Here is a 19,230-nt window from a genome sequence, read left to right on the forward strand (position 1 = left end):
CCTGCTCGGGACAATTGCGGAGTCTTGCTGATTCGGACTCCGAGCTCCTCTGGATGTTCCTTAAGCCGTTTCGCCGAGGCCGCCGCCGATTCCCTGGCAGCAGCCTGGCGAGAAGGCTCAGCTGCGCGGCAGGGCCAGCGCCTGGCCCATGCGTACCGGGCTGCCGGCGACCACGCCCTCGGCCCACTGCACCTGTTTCGGCCCGAACAGCACGATGGCGGTGGAGCCCAGTTTGAAGCGGCCCAGTTCGCCGCCTTTGCTCAGCTCGATGGCGGCGCGGGCGGCCTCGTCGTAACGGGTGGTCTTCAGCTCGCGCTTGGGCGGAGTCACCAGGCCGGCCCAGACCGTCTCGACGCTGGCGACGATCATGGCGCCGACCAGCACCACGGCCATCGGGCCGCGCTCGGTATCGAACAGGCAGACCACGCGCTCGTTGCGGGCGAACAGCTCTGGCACGTTCTCCGCGGTGGTCTGGTTGACCGAGAACAGGCGTCCCGGCACATAGACCATCTCCTTCAGCGTGCCGGCCAGCGGCATGTGCACGCGGTGATAGTCCTTGGGCGACAGGTAGACGGTGGCGAAGTCGCCGCCCATGAATGGAGCGGCGCGCTCGGCATCGCCGCCGAGCAGCTCCTGCACGCTGAAGCTGTGGCCCTTGGCCTGGAAGCAGCGACCCTGCTCGATCGGGCCGAGCTGGCTGATCGCGCCGTCGGCCGGGCAGAGCACGGCGCCGGGTGTCTCGTCCAGCGGGCGGGCGCCGTCTTTCAGGGCGCGGGTGAAGAAGGCGTTGAAGTGCTCGTAGGCAGTCAGCTCCTCGACTTGGGCCTCGGCCATGTTGACCTGGTACTGCTTGGCGAACCAGCCGATCAGGCGATCCTTGAACCAGGCGGCGCGGCACTCGGCGGCGAAGCCGATCAGGCGTGACAGCAGGTGGTGCGGCAGCAGGTACTGGCTGAGGATAAACAGGCGCTGTTTCATCGGTATTCCTTGCATCAATGTTCGATCGGGGTGTCGGGCAGATTGCCCCATTCGGACCAGGAGCCGGCATAGGCCTTGACTCGCGGATAGCCCAGCGCCTTGGCCACCAGGTAGGTGAAGCCGGAGCGGCGATGGGTCTGGCAATGGGTAATCACTTCCTTGTCCTTGGTAATGCCAAGGCCTTCCAGGACCTCGGCCATGTCGGCACGGATGCGCAGACCGCGCTGCGGGTCCATGCCGGCGGTCCACTCGAAGTTGACCGCGCCGGGCACGTGGCCGCCGCGTGCGGCGAGCACCTTTTCGCCGCTGAATTCGGCTGGCGAGCGGGCATCCCATACCGCCAGGTCGGTTGCACCCAGGCGGCGCTGCAGATAGGCGCGGCTGGCGGTGGGGCCGTCATGCAGGGTCAGGTGCGCAAGGCCGGCGGCGGCCGGCGGAGTCGTCTGGCTCAGTTCACGGTCTTCGCTCAGCCAGGCCTGCAGACCGCCGTTGAGGAAGTGGTAACGGCCGTGGCCGATCACGTCGAGCAGCCAGATGAAGCGTCCGGCCCAGCCGCCGCCCTCGTCGTCATACACCACGTAGACCGCGTTGGCGTTGTGGCCCAGCTCACCGAACAGGGCCTCCAGCTGCGCCTGCTCCGGCAACAGACCGGGCGCCGGCGGCTGGCCCAGCTGGGTGCGCTTGCTGTCGACCCAGCGGGCGCCGGGTATGTGCCCCTCGGCATAGCGGGCCGCCGGGCTCAGGTCGACCAGAATCAGCTCGGGTGCCTGCAGGCGGGTAGCCAGGTCGGCCGGCTCGATCACCAGCGGCAGGCCGGAGAAGGCGGGCATGCGGAGCCTCCGGAAATGGGAAAGGACGGATTGTAGCGGAAAGGTCAGGTGCCGCGGCGGGCAAAGGTGGCCAGGGCGCGCTCGATGCATTGCACGGTTTTGCCGAACACCTGCAGGGGCGTGGCGCCGATCTCACCGCCGCCCTGGTCCGCCACCAGCAGCATCACCACCCGGCCATTGCTGGCCAGCGAGCGCAGCAGCAGGTGTTCGCCATCGAACAGGGCCTTGAGCGTCCCCGGCAGCAGGGCGGAGACCTGGGCCAGGTTGGCCGGGTTCAGGCGCAGCTGGCCGGGTTCGGCCAGCAGGCGGCGCAATACCTGGCTCTGCGCCGGATCCAGGCGCAGCTGCGCCGCCGCGTCCGGCAGGCCGGCGACCTGCTGGGCCTGCAGGCGGCTGTGGGTGCGGTCGGCCAGCAGTATCAGTACCCGCTGCATGCCACTGGCCTGCAGGGCCTGGCAGGCGCTGTCGGTCAGCTGCAGCACGTTGGCGAATGGCGAGGGTTGCGCCAGCAGCTTGGCGCAGTGCTGTTTCCACAAGTCCAGCTGCGGATTGACCGCCGGGGCGGGTGCCTGCAGGTCCTTCAGACGACAGGCATCCCATGGCCACAGCAGCGCCTCGGCCGGGTGCCATAGGTCAGGCATTTCGTACTGGCGAGCGCTCTGCGCGGCCTGCTGGTGAACCAGTTGCTGCATCTCCGGCAGGGCGACCTGCAGGTACAGTCCGGTCAGGCGCTGCCAGCGCAGGTGGTGCTCACAGGCCCAGTTGTGGTGGCTGGATAGGGCCAGGCCGTTGGCCAGCAGGATGCTGTTGCCGGGCTGGGTCAGCCAGCGGCGCAGGTTGGTGTCTTCGTCGAGCAATTGCTGCTGGTGCAGTGGATGCTCGTTGTCGCGGGCGATGTGCAGGGCCTTGACCAGCAGGCGGCGGTCCTCGACCAGCAGGCGATAGCCCTGGACGATCCACTCCGGCATGCGCCAGTGCCGGGCCAGGGTCAGGCACAGCGCCGGCAGCGACACGCCGAGCAGTTCGCGCTCGACCTTGCAGGGCGGCTCGCCCCGCCCGAGCACGCGGCGCTCCCAGGCCTCGAACAGCTGCGGGTGTATGGCCACCAGCGGCCACAACGGGGCGAGGAACAGCAGGCTGCCCCAGTGAATTTCCTGCCACAGACGGGCCAGGCGCCCGGCGAACAGACCGTTGGCCTGCTGCGTGGCGTGCAGGCTGATCAGCTGCAACTGGCGCAGGGGCAGGGAGATCTGCGCCTCGTCCAGCACCGGCATCTGCTCGAGAAGCGTTTCCGCACGTTTCAGGCCGAGGCGGTTGAGCGCCATCTCCAGGCTTTCGGCCGGTTCGCCGAGGCTGCCAGTGTGCCGGTTGGTCTCGCGCAATACGGCGAGGGCGATGGCCGGGCTGTCCTGCATCTGCTCGGCGATCTCGCGCAGGGACTTGCGGCTGTCCTGCAGGGCACGGCGAACCGCCTCGTGGTGGCGGGCGGCGATGGGCAGGCGAACCTCGTCCAGCTGCTTGAGCCAGGCGTCGAGGCTGCGCGGTATGGGCTTGTCTGTGGGCATGCGGGTTGAGCCAAACTGGCTTTTCGCCTTTACTGCCTATAGTCTGGCGCAATACTTCCGATAATTAGAAGGGTTGTTTTACAGAACCCTTTCGACTGGCTCTTCAAGCTTAAATTCCCATGGTCAAGATCATCGGCATCCTGGTTGTTTTCGGCTGCGTTTTCGGCGGCTTCATTCTGTCCGGCGGCAAGTTCATGGCGCTGGTGCACCCCTTCGAGGTGATGATCATCGGCGGCGCCGCCCTGGGGGCCTTCCTCCAGGCCAACCCCGGCAGCGCCTTCATGACCGTGTTCAAGAAGTCGCTGGCGATGTTCAGCAGCCGCTTCACCCACGCCTTCTACCTGGAAGTGCTGAAGCTGCTCTACGAGATCCTCAACAAGAGTCGCCGCGAGGGCATGATGGCCATCGAGGCCGACGTCGAGGACCCCAACGCCAGTCCGATCTTCAGCAAGTACCCGGCCATCCTCAAGGATGCGCAGATGACCGCGTTCATCTGCGATTACCTGCGCATCATGTCCTCCGGCAACATGGCGCCCCACGAGCTGGAAAACCTCTTCGACATGGAGATTTCCAGCCTGAAGGAAGAACTGGAGCACCCGGCCCATGCGGTGTCCAAGGTGGCCGACGGCATGCCGGCAATGGGTATCGTGGCGGCAGTACTGGGTATCGTGATCACCATGTCCATCCTCGCCACCGCCGACAACGCGCAGATCGGTGAGAAGGTGGGTACGGCGCTGGTCGGTACTTTCCTCGGCATTCTCGCCTCCTACGGTTTCTTCGCCCCGCTGGCCGACGCCCTGACGCATGACGCCAAGGAAGAGCTGAACCTCTACGAATCGATCAAGGCCACCCTGGTGGCATCCGCCTCCGGCATGCCGCCGACGCTGGCCGTGGAATTCGGCCGCAAGGTGTTGTTGCCGGCGCATCGGCCGAGCTTCAGCGAGCTCGAACAGGCCATGCGTGGCAACTGAGTTGGGTTGCTGAACCATGGAGAACAACCAGCCGATACTGGTCAAGCGGGTCAAGAAGGTTGCTGGCGGCCACCACGGTGGCGCCTGGAAGATCGCCTTCGCCGACTTCGCCACGGCCATGATGGCGTTCTTCATGGTGATGTGGCTGATGTCCTCGGCCACGCCCGAACAGAAGAAGGCCATTTCCGGCTACTTCCAGGACCCCATTGGCTTTACCGAAAGCGCCAGCCCCTATGTCATCGACCTAGGCGGTACGCCGACCCCGGCGCCCGACCGCACCCTCAACCCCGAGCTGAAGGATGCGCCGGACGCCGCCGAGGCGGCGGTCGATGCCAAGGACGACCAGGCCGAGATGGACGCCAGTCAGGCCGAGACGCTGGCCGAGCAGGTGGAGCGCGAGCGCCTGGAGCTGTTGCTGCAGGAGCTGCAGACCAAGGTCGACGAAGACCCGCAGCTGCAGAAGTTCAAGGACCAGATCCTCTTCGAGATCACCCAGGATGGTCTGCGCATCCAGATCATGGATGCCGAGAACCGGCCGATGTTCGATATCGGCAGCGCCCGTCTGCAGCCCTATTTCGAAGACATCCTGCTGATCCTCGCCGAGACCATCAAGGCGGTGCCGAACAAGATCAGCGTCAGCGGCCATACCGACGCCAAGCCTTTCGCCGGTCAGGCCGAGTTCGGCAACTGGGAGCTGTCGGCCAGTCGTGCCAACGCCGCGCGGCGCACCCTGGTCGCCGGCGGCTACCCGGAGCCGCGGGTGGCGCGGGTGGTGGGCTATGCCTCGTCGGCACTGTTTGATCGCAAGGACCCGTTCAATCCGGTGAACCGCCGGATCGACATCATCGTCCTGACCAAGAAGGCTCAGCGCGCCATCGAGGGCGAGCAGGATGGTGACGGCACCGCCGAGGCCGCCGAGCCGCCAGCGCCCACCGAGGCGGTGGCGCCGGGCTCGGAGCCGGCGGCGCCGGGCGAGCCGGCCCAGGCGGATGAGCTGCGCCAGCGCCTGAACATCTTCGAGGACGGCGCGCTGCAGTTCGACCAGCCCCAGGAATGAAAGAGGCCGCGATCATCGCGGCCTCTTCGTTTTCCGTCTCTATCAATAATCGGGTTCGGGCAGGCTGGCCAGGATATGCCGGTAGCTGGCCATCCGCTGTGGCTGGATACGTCCGTCTTCCAGGGCCTTGAGCAGGGCGCAGCCCGGTTCGCGGTCATGCTTGCAGTCGCGGAAGCGGCAGGTACCGAGCAGGTCGCGGAACTCGATGAAGCCGGCTTCCACGTCGTCACGACTGACATGGCCGAGCCCGAACTCGCGGATACCGGGCGAGTCGATCAGCTCGCCGCCGCCGGGGAAGTGGAACAGTCGTGCGGTGGTGGTGGTGTGGGTGCCCTTGCCGGTGACTTCCGACAGTGGCCCGACGCGGGTATCGACGCCCGGCAGCAGGCTGTTGACCAGCGACGACTTGCCCACTCCGGATTGACCGACGAATACGCTGACGTGGCCGTCCAGGCGCGCCCGCAGCTGATCCATGCCGTCGCCTTCGTGGGCCGACACCTCCAGCAGCGGATAGCCCAGCTGACGGTAGGTGGTGAGCAGGCCGTTGAGGTGTTCGGAGTTCTGCTCGTCAACCAGGTCAGCCTTGTTCAGCAGCAGCTGCGGCTGGATGCCGGCGTGCTCGGCGGCGATCAGGTAGCGGTCGATCAGGTTGGCGTGGGCGTGCGGCAGCGGGGCGAAGACGATGACGATCAGATCGACGTTGCCGGCCACTGGCTTGAGCACGCCACGCATGTCCGGGCGGCACAGCTCGGAAGTGCGTGGCAGTTGGGCGACGATCACCCCGTTGCCCTGGTTGCCGGGGCGCCACACCACGCGGTCGCCGGTGACCAGCGTTGGCAGGTTGGCGCGCAGGTGGCAGCGCTGCACCTGGCCGGCGAGCTCGCCTTCCAGCGCCTCGACCTCGACCTGGACGCCGAAGTGGGCGATCACCAGGCCTGTCTGCTCAGGGCCCAGGTCGCCACCCTCCAGCTCTTCGAGCATGCGCGATTCACGCTTGGCGGCACGAGCGGCGCGCTCTTCCTGGACCTTGTCGATGCGCCAGTTCTGCCGGCGGGTGAGTTGGCGTTTGGCCATGGCCTTTCCGATCAATAAGAAAACGGCGGCGAGTTTAGCACGGGGTCCGGCTGGCCCTGGCCTCGGCCTGCTGGTACAACAGGCGCCATGCTCGAACTCCTGCGCTCCCGCTATCCCGCCGTCCTCGCCCTGCTGGCCCAGTTCCTGGCCGTGCTCGGCGTGGCGCTGGCGCTGTTTGTCCTGGCGCAGCTGGGGAGCTGGCGCCCGACCCCTTGGCAGGCCGCCCTGGTGCAGGGCGTGCTGGCGGCTGCTCTGGGTCACTGGCTGGGGCTGCGCCGCTGGTGGCTGCCGCTGAACCTGGCCTTCGTTCCCGGCTTGCTGGCGCTGCAGAGCCGCGAGTGGCCGGCCTGGTGGTTCCTGGCCGCCTTCGTCGTGTTGCTGCTGATCAACTGGAACAGCTTCCGCGAGCGGGTGCCGCTCTACCTGAGCGGCGCACGTACCCGCCAATGCCTGAGCGAGCGGCTGGCGGGCTTGCCTGCCGATTTTCATTTCGTCGACCTGGGCTGTGGCCTGGGCGGCGCCCTGGTGCAGCTGGCGCGCGACTACCCGGCAGCGCGACTGACAGGAGTGGAGACGGCGCCGCTGGTGTTCCTGCTGGCCTGGTTGCGCTGCCTGCCGTATCGCAACTGCCAGGTGCGCTACCGCAGCCTGTGGCAGGAAGACTTGGCCGCCTACGATGCGGTGTACTGCTTCCTCTCGCCGACGCCCATGGCCGATCTGTGGGCCAAGGCGCGCCGCGAGATGCGCCCGGGCAGCCTGCTGATCAGCAATAGCTTCGAGATCCCGGGAGTCGCGCCCGGCGAGATCATCGAGCTGAATGACTGGCGCGATTCGCGGCTGCTGCTCTGGCACCTCTGAGCGGCTAAACTGGCGCCAATCTAGAAGGAGCCGAACTCATGCCGCAGAACCCCAACAACCTGATCTGGATCGACCTGGAAATGACCGGGCTGGAGCCGGAGCGGGACGTGATCATCGAGATGGCCACCATCGTCACCGACAGCGAGCTGAACATCCTCGCCGAGGGCCCGGTGATCGCCGTGCACCAGAGTGACGAGGTGCTGGCCGGCATGGACGAGTGGAACACCCGCACCCATGGCGACAGCGGCCTGACCCAGCGCGTGCGCGAGAGCAAGATCGGCCCGGCCGAGGCCGAGGCGCAGACCATCGCCTTCCTCGAGCATTGGGTGCCCAAAGGCAAGTCGCCGATCTGCGGCAACAGCATCGGCCAGGACCGCCGCTTCCTCTACAAGTACATGCAGAACCTGGAAGCCTACTTCCACTACCGCTATCTGGACGTGTCGACTCTGAAGATCCTCGCCGGCATGTGGGCGCCGCAGGTCAAGGACTCGTTCCAGAAGCAGGGTACCCACCAGGCGCTGGACGACATCCGCGAGTCCATCGCCGAGCTCAAGCACTATCGTCAGCACTTCCTCAAGGTCTGACCCCGAACGAAAAGGCCCGCTTAATGCGGGCCTTTTTCATGGTGCCGGGCCAGCGCCCATTCGACATGCTCGCGCACCAGCGCCGAGGGGTGTTCGCGCCGGACCTTGAGCGCCTCCAGCACCGGGATGCTCGACGGCGCATTGCCCAGGCCCACAGCCAGGTTGCGCAGCCAGTTCTCGTAGCCGGTTCGGCGCAGCGGCGAGCCTTCGGTGCGGCTGAGAAACTCCTCCTCGCTCCACAGAAACAGCTCGGCCAGCGAGCTGTTGTCCAGGCCATGGCGCGGCTGGAAGTCGCCCTGCTCGGTGGGGCGGGCGAAGCGGTTCCACGGGCAGACGATCTGGCAGTCGTCGCAGCCGAACACCCGATTGCCGATCGGCGCGCGCAGCTCCTCGGGAATCGGGCCCTTGAGCTCGATGGTCAGGTAGGAAATGCAGCGCCGCGCATCCAGCACGTAAGGGCCGACGAAGGCGTTGGTCGGGCACACGTCCAGGCAGGAGCTGCAGCGTCCGCAGTGCTCGGTCGCGTGTGGCGGGTCCACCGGCAGGGGAATGTCGACGAACAGCTCGCCGAGGAAGAACCAGCTGCCGGCCTTGCGGTTGAGCACCAGGGTGTTCTTGCCGATCCAGCCGAGGCCGGCCTTTTCCGCGATGGCCTTTTCCAGCACCGGGGCGCTGTCGACGAAGGCGCGGTGGCCGAACGGGCCGACGGCGCCCTGGATGCGTTCGGCCAGTTGCTGCAGGCGCTTGCGGATCAGCTTGTGGTAGTCGCGGCCCAGGGCATAGCGCGACACATAGGCGCTCTCCGGCTCGGCCAGGCGCTGGGCCATCTGCGTGTCGCCGGGCATGTAGTCCATGCGCAGTGACACCACCCGCAAGGTTCCGGGCACCAGCTCGTCCGGGTGCGAGCGCTTGCTGCCATGGGCGGCCATGTATTCCATCTCGCCCTGGTAGCCGGCGTCCAGCCAGCGCTGCAGATGCTGCTCGTGCTCGCCCAGCTCGACATCGGCGATGCCGACCTGCTGGAAGCCCAGCTCGCGTCCCCAGTCCTTGATGGACTGCGCCAGTTGAGCGAGGTCGAGGTGCGAATCGGGCATGACGGGACGGCAGGGCAGGGGAGATGGGTATAATTCTGCCAGACCTCGCCCGAATCGCCGAACCATGCCTGTCAGTCACGACCTGCCTCTTCCTCTCTTTACCGCCGCCCAGGTGCGCGAACTGGACGCCCGCCTGATCGCCGCCGGCACGCCTGGCTTCGAATTGATGCAGCGCGCCGCCCATGCCGCCTGGCGCGCGTTGCGTCAGCACTGGCCGCAGGCCGGGGCAGTCACCGTGCTGGCCGGTGCCGGCAACAACGCTGGCGACGGCTACCTGGTGGCCGAGTTGGCGCATAGATTCGGCTGGAGCGTGCGGGTGCTGGCCGTTGCTGCGCCGGAGATGCTGACCGGTGGTGCCGCGGCGGCTCGCGATGCGGCGCGGGCGGCCGGAGTCGCCATAGATGGTTGGAGCGACAGCAGCGAATTGCGCGGCGTACTGGTCGATGCGCTGCTGGGCACCGGTTTCAAGGGCGATCTGCGTCCGCCCTACGACTCTGCCGTCGAGGCGATCAATGCTTCCGGCTTGCCGGTGCTGGCGCTGGATCTGCCTTCCGGCCTGTGTGCCGATACCGGGCGAGTAGCCGAGCAGGCGGTGCGCGCCGATCTGACCGTCAGCTTTATTGGTCTCAAGCTCGGCCTGTTCACCGGCGATGCACCTGACTGGGTGGGCGAGCTGTTGTTCGACGACCTGCAGGCCGATCCGCAGTTGGTCGCCCGGCAGCCATACGCGGCGCTGCGCCTGGCCGGCACTGTGCTGCCGCAGCCGGCGCCGCGCGCCCGTACCGCGCACAAGGGCCAGTTCGGTCATGTGCTGGTGATCGGCGGCGATCGTGGCTTTGGTGGTGCCGCCTTGCTCAGTGCCGAGAGCGCCCTGCGTGCCGGTGCCGGCCTTGTGTCCTTGGCGACCCGTCCGGAGCATGTGGCGGCCAGCCTGGCGCGCCTGCCGGAAGTGATGTGCCAGGCCAGCGAGTCCACCTATCAGCTGCCAGGCCTGTGCGAGCGCGCGGATGTGCTGGTGGTCGGTCCCGGTCTCGGTCAGCGCGCCTGGGGGCGCAGCCTGCTCAGCGCGGCAGCGGCCAGTCCGCGGCCACAGGTGTGGGATGCCGACGCGCTCAATCTGCTGGCGGATGGCGCCGTGACGCTGCCGGCCGACAGCGTGATCACCCCGCACCCGGGCGAGGCCGGCCGGCTGCTCGGGCGCTCGACCGCCGAGGTGCAGTTCGATCGTCCTGCTGCGGGACTGGCACTGGCGCAGAAGTATCAGGCGGTGGTGGTGCTCAAGGGCGCCGGCAGCCTGGTGGCTGCGCCGGATGGTCGTCTGCGCCTGTGCGACCGCGGCCATCCTGCCATGGCCACCGCTGGCCTGGGCGATGTGCTGGCCGGCCTGATCGGCGCCTTGCGCGGTCAGGGTCTGGACGCCTTCGACGCCGCCTGTCTTGGCGTCTGGCTGCATGCCTGTGCTGGCCAGCGGCTCGGCGAGCAGGGGCGCGGCCTGGCGGCCAGCGATCTAATTCCGACCATTCGTCAGTTGTTGCAGGAGCATGCGCCGTGTTTAAGGTGATCCGGTCTGAGGCGACCCCGTCAGAAGTGACCCTCTATGCCGAGGGGGAAGACGCCATGCACGAGCTGGGTGCCCGCATCGCCCAGGCGACCGGCGGTCGTGGAGTGATCTACCTGCATGGCGATCTCGGCGCCGGCAAGACCACCCTGTCGCGCGGCATCCTGCGTGGCCTGGGGCATGGCGGGGCGGTGAAGAGCCCGACCTTCACCCTGGTCGAGCCCTATGAGCTGGGCGAGTTGCGGGTGTTCCATTTCGACCTGTACCGCCTGGCCGACCCGGAGGAGCTGGAGTTCCTCGGCATCCGTGACTACTTCGAGGGTGACGCGCTGTGCCTGATCGAGTGGCCGCAGCGCGGCGCCGGCGTTTTGCCAAAGGCGGACCTGGACATTACCATTAGCCCGCAAGGAGTCGGCCGCGCGCTGCAGTTGCAGCCACATAGCGCGAGGGCCGAGGCGTGGTGTGCTGCCTTATAAGAGTTTGTAAATAAAAATGGGGAAGGCTATGCGCATGCGTGCGCTGTTTGGCGGGATCGGGGTAATGCTGGCCGCGCTGGCTGCCGATGTACTGGCCGCCACGGAAATCCGCAGCGTGCGGCTGTGGCGTGCTCCGGATAACACGCGCCTGGTCTTCGATCTGTCCGGCCCGGTGCAGCACAGCGTGTTCACCCTGGCCGCCCCCAATCGCATCGTCATCGACGTCAACGGCGCCCTGCTCTCCACCAAGCTGGAGCAGCTTTCGCTGAGCAATACCCCAATCACCGGCATCCGTTCTGCCCAGCGCTCGCCCACCGATCTGCGCCTGGTCCTCGACCTGGCCGCCACCGTGACGCCGAAAAGCTTCAGCCTGGCGCCCAACCAGCAATACGGCCATCGCCTGGTAGTCGACCTGTTCGATCAGGAAGCCGGCGCGGCGCCCAGCGTGCCCCAGGCGCCGCAGGTCAACTCGCCCAACGTCGCCAGCAATCCGCCGCCCGTGGTCGCCGCCCCTGGCGCCGCGCCGGCCAAGCTGCCGCCGGTACCGGGCGGCAAGCGCGATATCGTCATCGCCATCGACGCCGGCCATGGCGGCGAAGACCCCGGCGCCCTCGGCCCGGGCCGCAAGATTTACGAGAAGAGCGTGACCCTGGCCATCGCCAGGGAGCTGCAGCGCCAGATCAATGCCGAGAAGGGCTTCCGTGGCGAGCTGGTGCGCACCGGCGACTACTTCATTCCGCTGCGCAAGCGCACCGAGATCGCCCGCAAGAAGGGTGCCGACCTGTTCGTCTCCATTCACGCCGACGCCGCGCCGCGGGCTGCCGCCTTCGGTGCCTCGGTGTATGCCCTGTCCGACCGTGGTGCGACTTCGGAGACGGCGCGCTGGCTGGCCGACAGCGAGAACCAGTCCGACCTGATCGGTGGCGCCGGCAGCGTCAGCCTGGACGACAAGGACCGCGTGCTGGCCGGCGTGCTGCTTGATCTGTCGATGACCGCCTCGTTGTCCTCCAGCCTCAACGTGGGGCAGAAGGTGCTGAGCAACATGGGCAGCATCACCTCGCTGCACAAGCGCCGGGTCGAGCAGGCCGGGTTCATGGTGCTGAAGTCGCCGGACATTCCCTCGATCCTGGTTGAGACCGGTTTCATCTCCAACCCTAACGAGGCGAAGAAGCTGTCCACCGTGGCTCACCAGCAGGCCCTGGCGCGCTCCATCACCGCGGGCGTGCGGCAGTTCTTCCAGCAGAACCCGCCGCCCGGCACCTACATCGCCATGCTGCGCGACTCCGGCAAGATCGCCGCCGGCCCGCGCGAGCATGTAGTCAGCTCCGGTGAGAGCCTGGCGCTGATCGCCCAGCGCTACCAGGTCAGCCTGGCGTCGCTGCGCAGCGCCAATTCGCTGAAGAATGACACCATCAAGGTCGGCCAGACCCTGAGCATCCCGGCCACCGCCCTGGCGGCCCAGCCATGAGCGAGCTGCGGCGCATCCAGCTGCTGAGTCCGCGGCTGGCGAACCAGATTGCCGCCGGTGAAGTGGTCGAACGCCCGGCCTCGGTGATCAAGGAGCTGCTCGAAAACAGTCTGGACGCCGGGGCGCGCCGGGTTGATGTTGAAGTCGAGCAGGGCGGCATCAAGCTGCTGCGGGTGCGCGACGACGGTGGTGGCATTCCCGCCGACGATCTGCCGCTGGCCCTGGCGCGTCACGCCACCAGCAAGATCCGCGAATTGGAAGATCTGGAGGCAGTCTGTAGCCTGGGTTTCCGCGGCGAGGCGCTGGCTTCGATCAGCTCCGTCGCCCGCCTGACCATGACCTCGCGCACCGCCGATGCCGAGCAGGCCTGGCAGGTGGAGACCGAGGGACGCGACATGGAGGCGCGGGTGCAGCCCGCGGCGCACCCGGTCGGTACCTCGGTGGAAGTGCGCGACCTGTTCTTCAATACCCCCGCGCGGCGCAAGTTCCTGCGGGCGGAAAAGACCGAATTCGATCACCTGCAGGAAGTCATCAAGCGCCTGGCCCTGGCCCGCTTCGACGTGGCTTTCCACCTGCGTCACAACGGCAAGACGGTGTTCGCCCTGCACGAGGCGCCGGACGCCATCAGTCGCGCCCGCCGCGTGGCCAGTGTATGCGGCCCGGCCTTCCTCGAGCAGGCGCTGCCGATCGAGGTCGAGCGCAGTGGTCTGCGCCTGTGGGGCTGGGTCGGCCTGCCGACCTTCTCGCGCAGCCAGGCGGACCTGCAGTATTTCTACGTCAATGGCCGCATGGTGCGCGACAAGCTGGTGGCCCACGCCGTGCGCCAGGCCTATCGCGACGTGCTATTCAACGGCCGTCACCCGACCTTCGTGCTGTTCCTCGAGATCGATCCGGGCGTGGTCGACGTCAACGTGCACCCGACCAAGCACGAGGTGCGTTTCCGCGACAGCCGCATGGTCCACGACTTCCTCTACGGCACCCTGCACCGGGCGCTGGGCGAAGTGCGCCCGGAGGATCAGTTGGCGGCGCCTGCCGCCGTGCAGCAGATGGTTCGCCCCAGCGGCCTGGCCGCCGGCGAATTCGGCCCCCAGGGTGAGATGGGCCTGGCTGCCCAGGTGCTGGAGCAGCCGCTGGCCCAGGTATCGGTCTGGCGTTCGCCGGGCGCCGGCTACCAGGCGCCGCGTAGCGAATCAGCGTTACCGGCGGCCGAAGCCCAGGGTGCGTATCGCGAGTATTTCGCGCCGTTACCCGAGTCGCCGGCGCCGGTCGGCCTGCCGCAGAGCCAGGGCGATATCCCGCCGCTGGGCTATGCGCTGGCGCAGCTCAAGGGCGTGTACATCCTCGCAGAGAATGCCGTCGGTCTGGTGCTGGTGGACATGCATGCGGCCCACGAACGCATCACCTACGAGCGCCTGAAAACTGCCATGGCCAGTGAAGGCCTGCGCGGTCAGCCGCTGCTGGTGCCGGAATCCATTGCCATGAGCCAGCGCGAGGCCGATTGCGCGGAGGAGCATGGCCAGTGGTTCCAGCGCCTGGGCTTCGAGCTGCAGCGCCTGGGCGAGGAAAGCCTGGCGATCCGGCAGATTCCGGCGCTGCTCAAACAGGCCGAGGCCACCCAACTGGTACGCGATGTGCTCGCCGATCTTCTCGAATACGGCACCAGTGACCGCATCCAGGCTCATCTCAACGAGCTGCTGGCGACCATGGCCTGCCATGGCGCCGTGCGCGCCAACCGCCGCCTGACCCTGCCCGAGATGAACGCCCTGCTGCGCGACATGGAGCACACCGAGCGCAGCGGCCAGTGCAACCACGGTCGCCCGACCTGGACGCAGCTGGGCATGGACGATCTCGACAAGCTTTTCCTGCGCGGCCGCTGAGGCCGCGGCTCCGCCATGACTGAGTGCCTGCCTCCCGCCATCTTCCTGATGGGGCCGACTGCTTCCGGAAAGACCGATCTGGCTCTGGCGCTCGCCGACGAGCTGCCCTGCGAGTTGATCAGCGTCGACTCGGCGCTGATCTACCGCGACATGGACATCGGTACGGCCAAGCCGGACAAGGCCACGCTGGAGCGCTATCCGCACCGCCTGGTGGATATCCGTGACCCATCCGAAAGCTACTCGGCGGCCGAATTCCGGGCCGACGCGCTCGCCGCCATGGCGGAAATCACCGCGCGCGGGCGCATTCCCCTGCTGGTGGGCGGCACCATGCTGTATTACAAGGCGTTGCTGGAGGGGCTGGCGGACATGCCCAGTGCCGATCCGGCGGTGCGTGCCGAGCTGGAGGCCTGGGCCGCTGCCGAGGGATGGGAGGCGCTGCACCAGGAGCTGGCGCGGGTCGATCCTCAGTCCGCGGCGCGCATTCACCCGAATGACCCGCAGCGCCTCACCCGGGCCCTGGAGGTCTATCGGGTCAGCGGCCTCAGCATGAGCGCACACCGTGAGCGCCAAACGGCTCAAAATAGCGGCTCAGAGGCGCCTGGCGCGGGGCAATTGCCTTATACTGTCGCGCAATTCGCCATTGCTCCCGAGCAGCGCCAGGTGCTGCACGAGCGGATCGCTCGTCGATTTCACCTGATGCTGGAACAGGGCTTTGTCGAAGAGGTCGAAGCGTTGCGCCAGCGGGGCGACTTGCACGCGGGGCTGCCATCGATCCGTGCGGTGGGCTATCGCCAGGTATGGGATTACCTGGAGGGTGGCCTGAACCGCGAGGAAATGACGGAGCGGGGGATCATCGCCACGCGTCAGCTGGCCAAGCGCCAGTTCACCTGGCTGCGTGGCTGGGAAAACCTGCATTGGCTGGACAGCCTGGCCAGTGACAATCTGATGCGTACCTTGAAATACCTGAGGGCGGTCTCCATATTGTGATGAGACCCGTCTATTCGCCGTCTATCCTTGGCTTTTGAGGCTTATACGGCATAAGCCATCTTTGCTTTACTACATTTGACCCTTAAGGAGTGCGGCACATGTCAAAAGGGCATTCGCTACAAGACCCTTACCTGAATACCCTGCGTAAGGAACGCGTACCGGTTTCTATCTATCTGGTGAACGGCATCAAGCTGCAGGGCCAGATCGAATCCTTCGACCAGTTCGTGATTTTGCTGAAGAACACTGTCAGCCAGATGGTCTACAAGCACGCCATTTCCACCGTGGTGCCGAGCCGCCCGGTGCGCCTGCCTAGTGCGACCGAAGGCGAGCAGGTCGAGCCGGGCAACGCCTGATAGGAGCCTGACTTGTTCTTCGAGCGTCACGGCGGTGGTGAACGGGCCATCCTTGTCCATCTGGAAGGCGGCAACCCCGAGGCGGCCGAAGACCCGCAGGAGTTTCAGGATCTGGCGTTGTCGGCGGGTGCCGACATGGTGGCTCTGGTCACCGTGTCGCGGCACATGCCTACCGCCAAGTTCCTGATCGGCAGCGGCAAGGTCGAGGAGTTGCGTGACCTGGTCAAGGCCGAAGAGGCCGAGCTGGTCATCTTCAACCACACCCTCACGCCCAGTCAGGAGCGTAACCTCGAACGCGTCTTCGAGTGCCGCGTGCTCGATCGCACCGGTCTGATCCTCGACATCTTCGCCCAGCGCGCGCGCACCCACGAGGGCAAGCTGCAGGTCGAACTGGCGCAGCTGGACCATATGAGCACGCGCCTGGTGCGCGGCTGGACCCACCTCGAGCGGCAGAAGGGCGGTATCGGCCTGCGCGGTCCAGGTGAGACCCAGCTGGAAACCGACCGCCGCTTGCTGCGCGTGCGCATTCGGCAGATCAAGCAGAAGCTGGAGAAGGTACGCAGCCAGCGCGAGCAGGCTCGCCGCGGCCGTCGGCGTGCGGACATTCCTTCCGTTTCCCTGGTCGGCTACACCAACGCCGGCAAGTCCACCCTGTTCAATTCACTGACCACTTCCGAGGTCTATGCGGCCGACCAGTTGTTTGCCACTCTCGACCCGACCCTGCGCCGGCTGGAGCTGGATGACCTGGGGCCGGTGGTGCTGGCCGATACCGTGGGGTTCATTCGTCACCTGCCGCACAAACTGGTGGAGGCGTTTCGCGCCACGCTGGAGGAGTCGAGCAACTCCGATCTGCTGCTGCACGTGATCGACTCCCATGAGCCGGAGCGTGACCAGCAGATCGAACAGGTCATGGCGGTGCTTGGCGAAATCGGTGCCAACGAGCTGCCGATGCTCGAGGTGTACAACAAGATTGATCTGGTCGAGGGCGTCGAGCCGCAGATTCAGCGCGATGGCGATGGCAAGCCCGAGCGGGTATGGCTGTCGGCGCGCGATGGCAAGGGCCTGGAGCTGCTGCGCCAGGCGGTCGCCGAGCTGCTCGGCGAGGATCTGTTTGTCGGCACCTTGCGTCTGCCGCAGCGCCTGGGGCGCCTGCGCGCGCAGTTCTTTGCGCTGAACGCGGTACAGAGCGAGGCGCATGACGAGGCGGGCGACACTCTGCTGGCGATCCGTCTGCCGCGCGCCGAGCTCAATCGCCTGGTCAGTCGTGAGGGGATGAAGCCGCAGGACTTCCTCGAGCAACACACTTTGCAATAAAGCCCGCGCCGTCGCTTTTGCGGCGACTTGGGGGCTTTCTGTAGCATGGGCCGGCGCGCCGCGGGCGCGTCTTCGCTTTATTTGATGGAGAGCGCTATGGCTTGGAATGAGCCGGGTGGCAACTCGAACAACCAGGATCCCTGGGGCGGCCGCAAAGGCGGTGGACGCCAGGGCCCGCCTGACCTCGACGAAGCCTTCCGCAAGCTGCAGGAGAGCCTCAACGGCATCTTCGGCGGTAAAAAACGTGACAGTGACGGCCAAGGCGGCGGATGGGGCATCCTCCTGATCGGCGCGGCGCTGCTGTTCGCGGTCTGGCTGTGGAATGCCATCTACATCGTCGATGCCCAGGAGCAGGCGGTGGTTCTGCGCCTCGGCAAGTACCACGAGACGGTCGGCCAAGGCTTGAACATCTACTTCCCGCCGATTGACAAGAAATTCCAGGAGAACGTGACTCGCGAGCGTTCCTTCTCCAAGGAAGGGCAGATGCTCACCGAGGACGAGAACATCGTCGAGGTGCCGCTGACCGTCCAGTACAAGATCAGCAATCTCAAGGACTTCGTGCTCAACGTCGATACTCCCGAGATCAGCCTGCAGCATGCCACCGAGAGCGCCCTGCGCCACGTTGCCGGCTCCACCTCGATGGACGAGGTCATCACCCTCGGCCGCGAGCAGATGGGGCTGGAGGTCAGCAAGCGTCTGCAGGACTTCCTCGATAACTACGGCACCGGTATCACCGTCACCCAGGTCAACATCCAGCGCGCCACGGCTCCAGCCGAGGTCAAGGATGCCTTCGACGACGTGATCCGCGCCCGTGAAGACGAGCAGCGCGAGAAGAACCAGGCCGAGACCTACGCCAACGGCGTGGTGCCCGAGGCCCGTGGTCAGGCCCAGCGCATCATCGAGGACGCCAATGGCTACCGCGATGAAGTGGTGGCCCGTGCCCAGGGTGAGGCCGACCGCTTCAGCAAGCTGCTGACTGAGTACCGCAAGGCGCCGGAAGTGACCCGTCAGCGTTTGTATCTGGACACCATGCAGCAGGTCTTCAGCAGCACCAGCAAGGTGCTGGTGACCGGCAAGGAAGGGCAGAACAACCTGCTCTATCTGCCGCTGGACAAGATGATCGATAGCCGTGGTGGTGCAGGTGCCAACGCTGCAGGCGCGCCGAGCGCCAGTGGTGACGCCGGCGCCCGTGTCATCAATAACATCGAGCGTGGCGATCTGCGCACCAGGGAGAGCCGCTGATGAGCAACAAATCGCTGTTTGCCCTGATTGCCGGGGTAGTGGTTGCCGTTCTGGCGTGGAACAGCCTGTACATCGTTACCCAGACCGAGAAGGCCGTCCTGTTGCAGTTCGGTAAGATCCAGGTGGCCGACGTGCCGCCGGGTCTGCACGTCAAAGTCCCGGTGATGAACCAGGTGCGCAAGTTCGATGCGCGTCTGCTGACCCTGGAATCGCCGATCCAGCGCGTGCTGACCCTGGAGAAGAAGGCCGTGATGGTCGACGCCTACGCCAAGTGGCGAGTCGCCGATGCCCAGCGCTACTACACCGCGACCTCCGGCATCCGTCAGATCGCCGATGATCGTCTGTCACAGCGCCTGATCACCGCGCTGGCCAACCAGTTCGGTACCCGCACCCTGCATGAAGTGGTCTCCGGTGAGCGTGACGCGCTGATGGCGGCCATCACCAAGTCGCTCAACGGCATGGCGCAAAAGGAGCTGGGCATCGAGGTGGTGGACGTTCGCGTCAAGGCTATCGACCTGCCGAAAGAGGTCTATCGCAGCGTGTTCGATCGCATGAGCTCGGAGCGTGAACGTGAGGCCCGCGAGCATCGTGCCAAGGGCCGCGAGCTGGCCGAAGGTATCCGTGCCGACGCCGACCGGCAGAAGCGCGTGATCCTCGCCGAAGCCTATCGCGAGGCCGAGGAAATCCGCGGTGATGGCGACGCCAAGTCCGCCGCGATCTATGCCGGAGCCTACGGCCAGGACGCCGAGTTCTATGCGTTCTACCGCAGCCTGGGCGCCTATCGCGACAGCTTCTCGAGCAAGAGCGATGTGCTGGTGCTGGATCCGGATAGCGAATTCTTCCGCTATCTGCAGCAGTCCAAACCCTGATTGAGGTCACCCCGAGGCGGCCGTTCGGCCGCCTCGGGGTGACCTCCGGGGAAAACGTGTTATCATGCGGCAGCC

Annotated in this window: 18 protein-coding genes; 13 read left to right on the forward strand and 5 right to left on the reverse strand. The window is 66.4% G+C overall.

Annotated elements, in window-relative coordinates:
- Window positions 1-117 precede the first annotated feature (117 nt).
- The 3 genes from asd to IB232_RS18860 are packed head-to-tail and all read right to left on the reverse strand — an operon-like array spanning window position 118 to window position 3,373.
- Complete coding sequence (asd, locus tag IB232_RS18850; protein ID WP_192400319.1) at window positions 118-984, reverse strand: archaetidylserine decarboxylase; 867 nt, start codon at window positions 982-984, stop codon at window positions 118-120.
- Window positions 985-992: 8 nt separating this feature from the next.
- A complete protein-coding gene (locus tag IB232_RS18855) occupies window positions 993-1,808 on the reverse strand; it encodes a rhodanese-like domain-containing protein (protein WP_192400124.1) in 816 nt (271 codons plus the stop codon).
- 44 nt (window positions 1,809-1,852) lie between these two features.
- On the reverse strand, window positions 1,853-3,373 hold the full coding sequence (locus IB232_RS18860) for an HDOD domain-containing protein (RefSeq protein ID WP_192400125.1): 1,521 nt from the start codon (window positions 3,371-3,373) through the stop codon (window positions 1,853-1,855).
- A 119-nt stretch (window positions 3,374-3,492) separates the two neighbouring features.
- Between IB232_RS18860 and motA the strand changes: the two genes are divergently transcribed.
- Both motA and motB read left to right on the forward strand, forming a co-directional pair.
- The gene (motA, locus tag IB232_RS18865; RefSeq protein ID WP_137975086.1) at window positions 3,493-4,344 is read left to right on the forward strand and encodes a flagellar motor stator protein MotA; all 852 of its coding nucleotides are present in this window, start codon (window positions 3,493-3,495) and stop codon (window positions 4,342-4,344) included.
- Between the two features lie 16 nt (window positions 4,345-4,360).
- A complete protein-coding gene (gene motB / locus IB232_RS18870; protein ID WP_192400126.1) occupies window positions 4,361-5,401 on the forward strand; it encodes a flagellar motor protein MotB in 1,041 nt (346 codons plus the stop codon).
- A gap of 42 nt (window positions 5,402-5,443) precedes the next feature.
- On the opposite strand, the gene rsgA is transcribed toward motB, so the two are convergent.
- Entirely contained in the window at window positions 5,444-6,475 is a 1,032-nt protein-coding gene (rsgA, locus tag IB232_RS18875; protein ID WP_192400127.1) for a small ribosomal subunit biogenesis GTPase RsgA, read from the reverse strand.
- 87 nt (window positions 6,476-6,562) lie between these two features.
- Between rsgA and IB232_RS18880 the strand changes: the two genes are divergently transcribed.
- Together IB232_RS18880 and orn are read left to right on the forward strand one after the other, a co-directional pair.
- On the forward strand, window positions 6,563-7,333 hold the full coding sequence (locus IB232_RS18880) for a class I SAM-dependent methyltransferase (protein WP_192400128.1): 771 nt from the start codon (window positions 6,563-6,565) through the stop codon (window positions 7,331-7,333).
- Between the two features lie 38 nt (window positions 7,334-7,371).
- Window positions 7,372-7,917, forward strand: a complete 546-nt coding sequence (orn, locus tag IB232_RS18885) for an oligoribonuclease (RefSeq protein WP_192400129.1) — start codon at window positions 7,372-7,374, stop codon at window positions 7,915-7,917.
- Window positions 7,918-7,937: 20 nt separating this feature from the next.
- On the opposite strand, the gene queG is transcribed toward orn, so the two are convergent.
- The gene (gene queG / locus IB232_RS18890) at window positions 7,938-9,011 is read right to left on the reverse strand and encodes a tRNA epoxyqueuosine(34) reductase QueG (protein WP_192400130.1); all 1,074 of its coding nucleotides are present in this window, start codon (window positions 9,009-9,011) and stop codon (window positions 7,938-7,940) included.
- A gap of 64 nt (window positions 9,012-9,075) precedes the next feature.
- Between queG and IB232_RS18895 the strand changes: the two genes are divergently transcribed.
- The 9 genes from IB232_RS18895 (at window position 9,076) to hflC (ending at window position 19,155) form a co-directional block, all read left to right on the forward strand.
- Entirely contained in the window at window positions 9,076-10,572 is a 1,497-nt protein-coding gene (locus IB232_RS18895; RefSeq protein WP_192400131.1) for an NAD(P)H-hydrate dehydratase, read from the forward strand.
- 56 nt (window positions 10,573-10,628) lie between these two features.
- Window positions 10,629-11,045 carry a tRNA (adenosine(37)-N6)-threonylcarbamoyltransferase complex ATPase subunit type 1 TsaE gene (gene tsaE / locus IB232_RS18900; protein ID WP_137975131.1) on the forward strand — a complete coding sequence of 139 codons (417 nt, stop codon included), beginning with the start codon at window positions 10,629-10,631 and terminating at the stop codon, window positions 11,043-11,045.
- Between the two features lie 16 nt (window positions 11,046-11,061).
- Window positions 11,062-12,513 (forward strand): N-acetylmuramoyl-L-alanine amidase, encoded by a 1,452-nt coding sequence (locus IB232_RS18905; RefSeq protein WP_225592424.1) that lies wholly within the window; start codon window positions 11,062-11,064, stop codon window positions 12,511-12,513.
- Window positions 12,510-14,390 (forward strand): DNA mismatch repair endonuclease MutL, encoded by a 1,881-nt coding sequence (mutL, locus tag IB232_RS18910; protein ID WP_192400133.1) that lies wholly within the window; start codon window positions 12,510-12,512, stop codon window positions 14,388-14,390. Before IB232_RS18905 ends, mutL begins: the two co-directional genes overlap by 4 nt.
- Before the next feature lie 15 nt (window positions 14,391-14,405).
- Window positions 14,406-15,377, forward strand: coding sequence for a tRNA (adenosine(37)-N6)-dimethylallyltransferase MiaA (gene miaA, locus IB232_RS18915; protein ID WP_192400134.1), 972 nt, complete (start codon window positions 14,406-14,408; stop codon window positions 15,375-15,377).
- 98 nt (window positions 15,378-15,475) lie between these two features.
- On the forward strand, window positions 15,476-15,730 hold the full coding sequence (hfq, locus tag IB232_RS18920; RefSeq protein WP_021701802.1) for an RNA chaperone Hfq: 255 nt from the start codon (window positions 15,476-15,478) through the stop codon (window positions 15,728-15,730).
- 12 nt (window positions 15,731-15,742) lie between these two features.
- Complete coding sequence (gene hflX, locus IB232_RS18925; protein WP_192400135.1) at window positions 15,743-17,044, forward strand: ribosome rescue GTPase HflX; 1,302 nt, start codon at window positions 15,743-15,745, stop codon at window positions 17,042-17,044.
- Window positions 17,045-17,140: 96 nt separating this feature from the next.
- Window positions 17,141-18,286 carry an FtsH protease activity modulator HflK gene (gene hflK, locus IB232_RS18930; protein WP_192400136.1) on the forward strand — a complete coding sequence of 382 codons (1,146 nt, stop codon included), beginning with the start codon at window positions 17,141-17,143 and terminating at the stop codon, window positions 18,284-18,286.
- Window positions 18,286-19,155, forward strand: a complete 870-nt coding sequence (gene hflC, locus IB232_RS18935; protein ID WP_192400137.1) for a protease modulator HflC — start codon at window positions 18,286-18,288, stop codon at window positions 19,153-19,155. Before hflK ends, hflC begins: the two co-directional genes overlap by 1 nt.
- The last annotated feature ends 75 nt before the right edge of the window (window positions 19,156-19,230 follow it).

Source organism: Pseudomonas sp. PDM15, assembly GCF_014851565.1.
Classification (GTDB): Bacteria; Pseudomonadota; Gammaproteobacteria; order Pseudomonadales; family Pseudomonadaceae; genus Aquipseudomonas.

What these genes read in the sequence shown, in the direction of transcription:
- IB232_RS18855 (WP_192400124.1), bottom strand. Translation starts at nt 1,808, where the DNA reads ATGCCCGCCTTCTCCGGCCTGCCGCTGGTGATCGAGCCGGCCGACCTG.
- IB232_RS18860 (WP_192400125.1), bottom strand. Translation starts at nt 3,373, where the DNA reads ATGCCCACAGACAAGCCCATACCGCGCAGCCTCGACGCCTGGCTCAAG.
- motA (WP_137975086.1), top strand. Translation starts at nt 3,493, where the DNA reads ATGGTCAAGATCATCGGCATCCTGGTTGTTTTCGGCTGCGTTTTCGGC.
- motB (WP_192400126.1), top strand. Translation starts at nt 4,361, where the DNA reads ATGGAGAACAACCAGCCGATACTGGTCAAGCGGGTCAAGAAGGTTGCT.
- rsgA (WP_192400127.1), bottom strand. Translation starts at nt 6,475, where the DNA reads ATGGCCAAACGCCAACTCACCCGCCGGCAGAACTGGCGCATCGACAAG.
- IB232_RS18880 (WP_192400128.1), top strand. Translation starts at nt 6,563, where the DNA reads ATGCTCGAACTCCTGCGCTCCCGCTATCCCGCCGTCCTCGCCCTGCTG.
- orn (WP_192400129.1), top strand. Translation starts at nt 7,372, where the DNA reads ATGCCGCAGAACCCCAACAACCTGATCTGGATCGACCTGGAAATGACC.
- queG (WP_192400130.1), bottom strand. Translation starts at nt 9,011, where the DNA reads ATGCCCGATTCGCACCTCGACCTCGCTCAACTGGCGCAGTCCATCAAG.
- IB232_RS18895 (WP_192400131.1), top strand. Translation starts at nt 9,076, where the DNA reads ATGCCTGTCAGTCACGACCTGCCTCTTCCTCTCTTTACCGCCGCCCAG.
- tsaE (WP_137975131.1), top strand. Translation starts at nt 10,629, where the DNA reads ATGCACGAGCTGGGTGCCCGCATCGCCCAGGCGACCGGCGGTCGTGGA.
- IB232_RS18905 (WP_225592424.1), top strand. Translation starts at nt 11,062, where the DNA reads ATGGGGAAGGCTATGCGCATGCGTGCGCTGTTTGGCGGGATCGGGGTA.
- mutL (WP_192400133.1), top strand. Translation starts at nt 12,510, where the DNA reads ATGAGCGAGCTGCGGCGCATCCAGCTGCTGAGTCCGCGGCTGGCGAAC.
- miaA (WP_192400134.1), top strand. Translation starts at nt 14,406, where the DNA reads ATGACTGAGTGCCTGCCTCCCGCCATCTTCCTGATGGGGCCGACTGCT.
- hfq (WP_021701802.1), top strand. Translation starts at nt 15,476, where the DNA reads ATGTCAAAAGGGCATTCGCTACAAGACCCTTACCTGAATACCCTGCGT.
- hflK (WP_192400136.1), top strand. Translation starts at nt 17,141, where the DNA reads ATGGCTTGGAATGAGCCGGGTGGCAACTCGAACAACCAGGATCCCTGG.
- hflC (WP_192400137.1), top strand. Translation starts at nt 18,286, where the DNA reads ATGAGCAACAAATCGCTGTTTGCCCTGATTGCCGGGGTAGTGGTTGCC.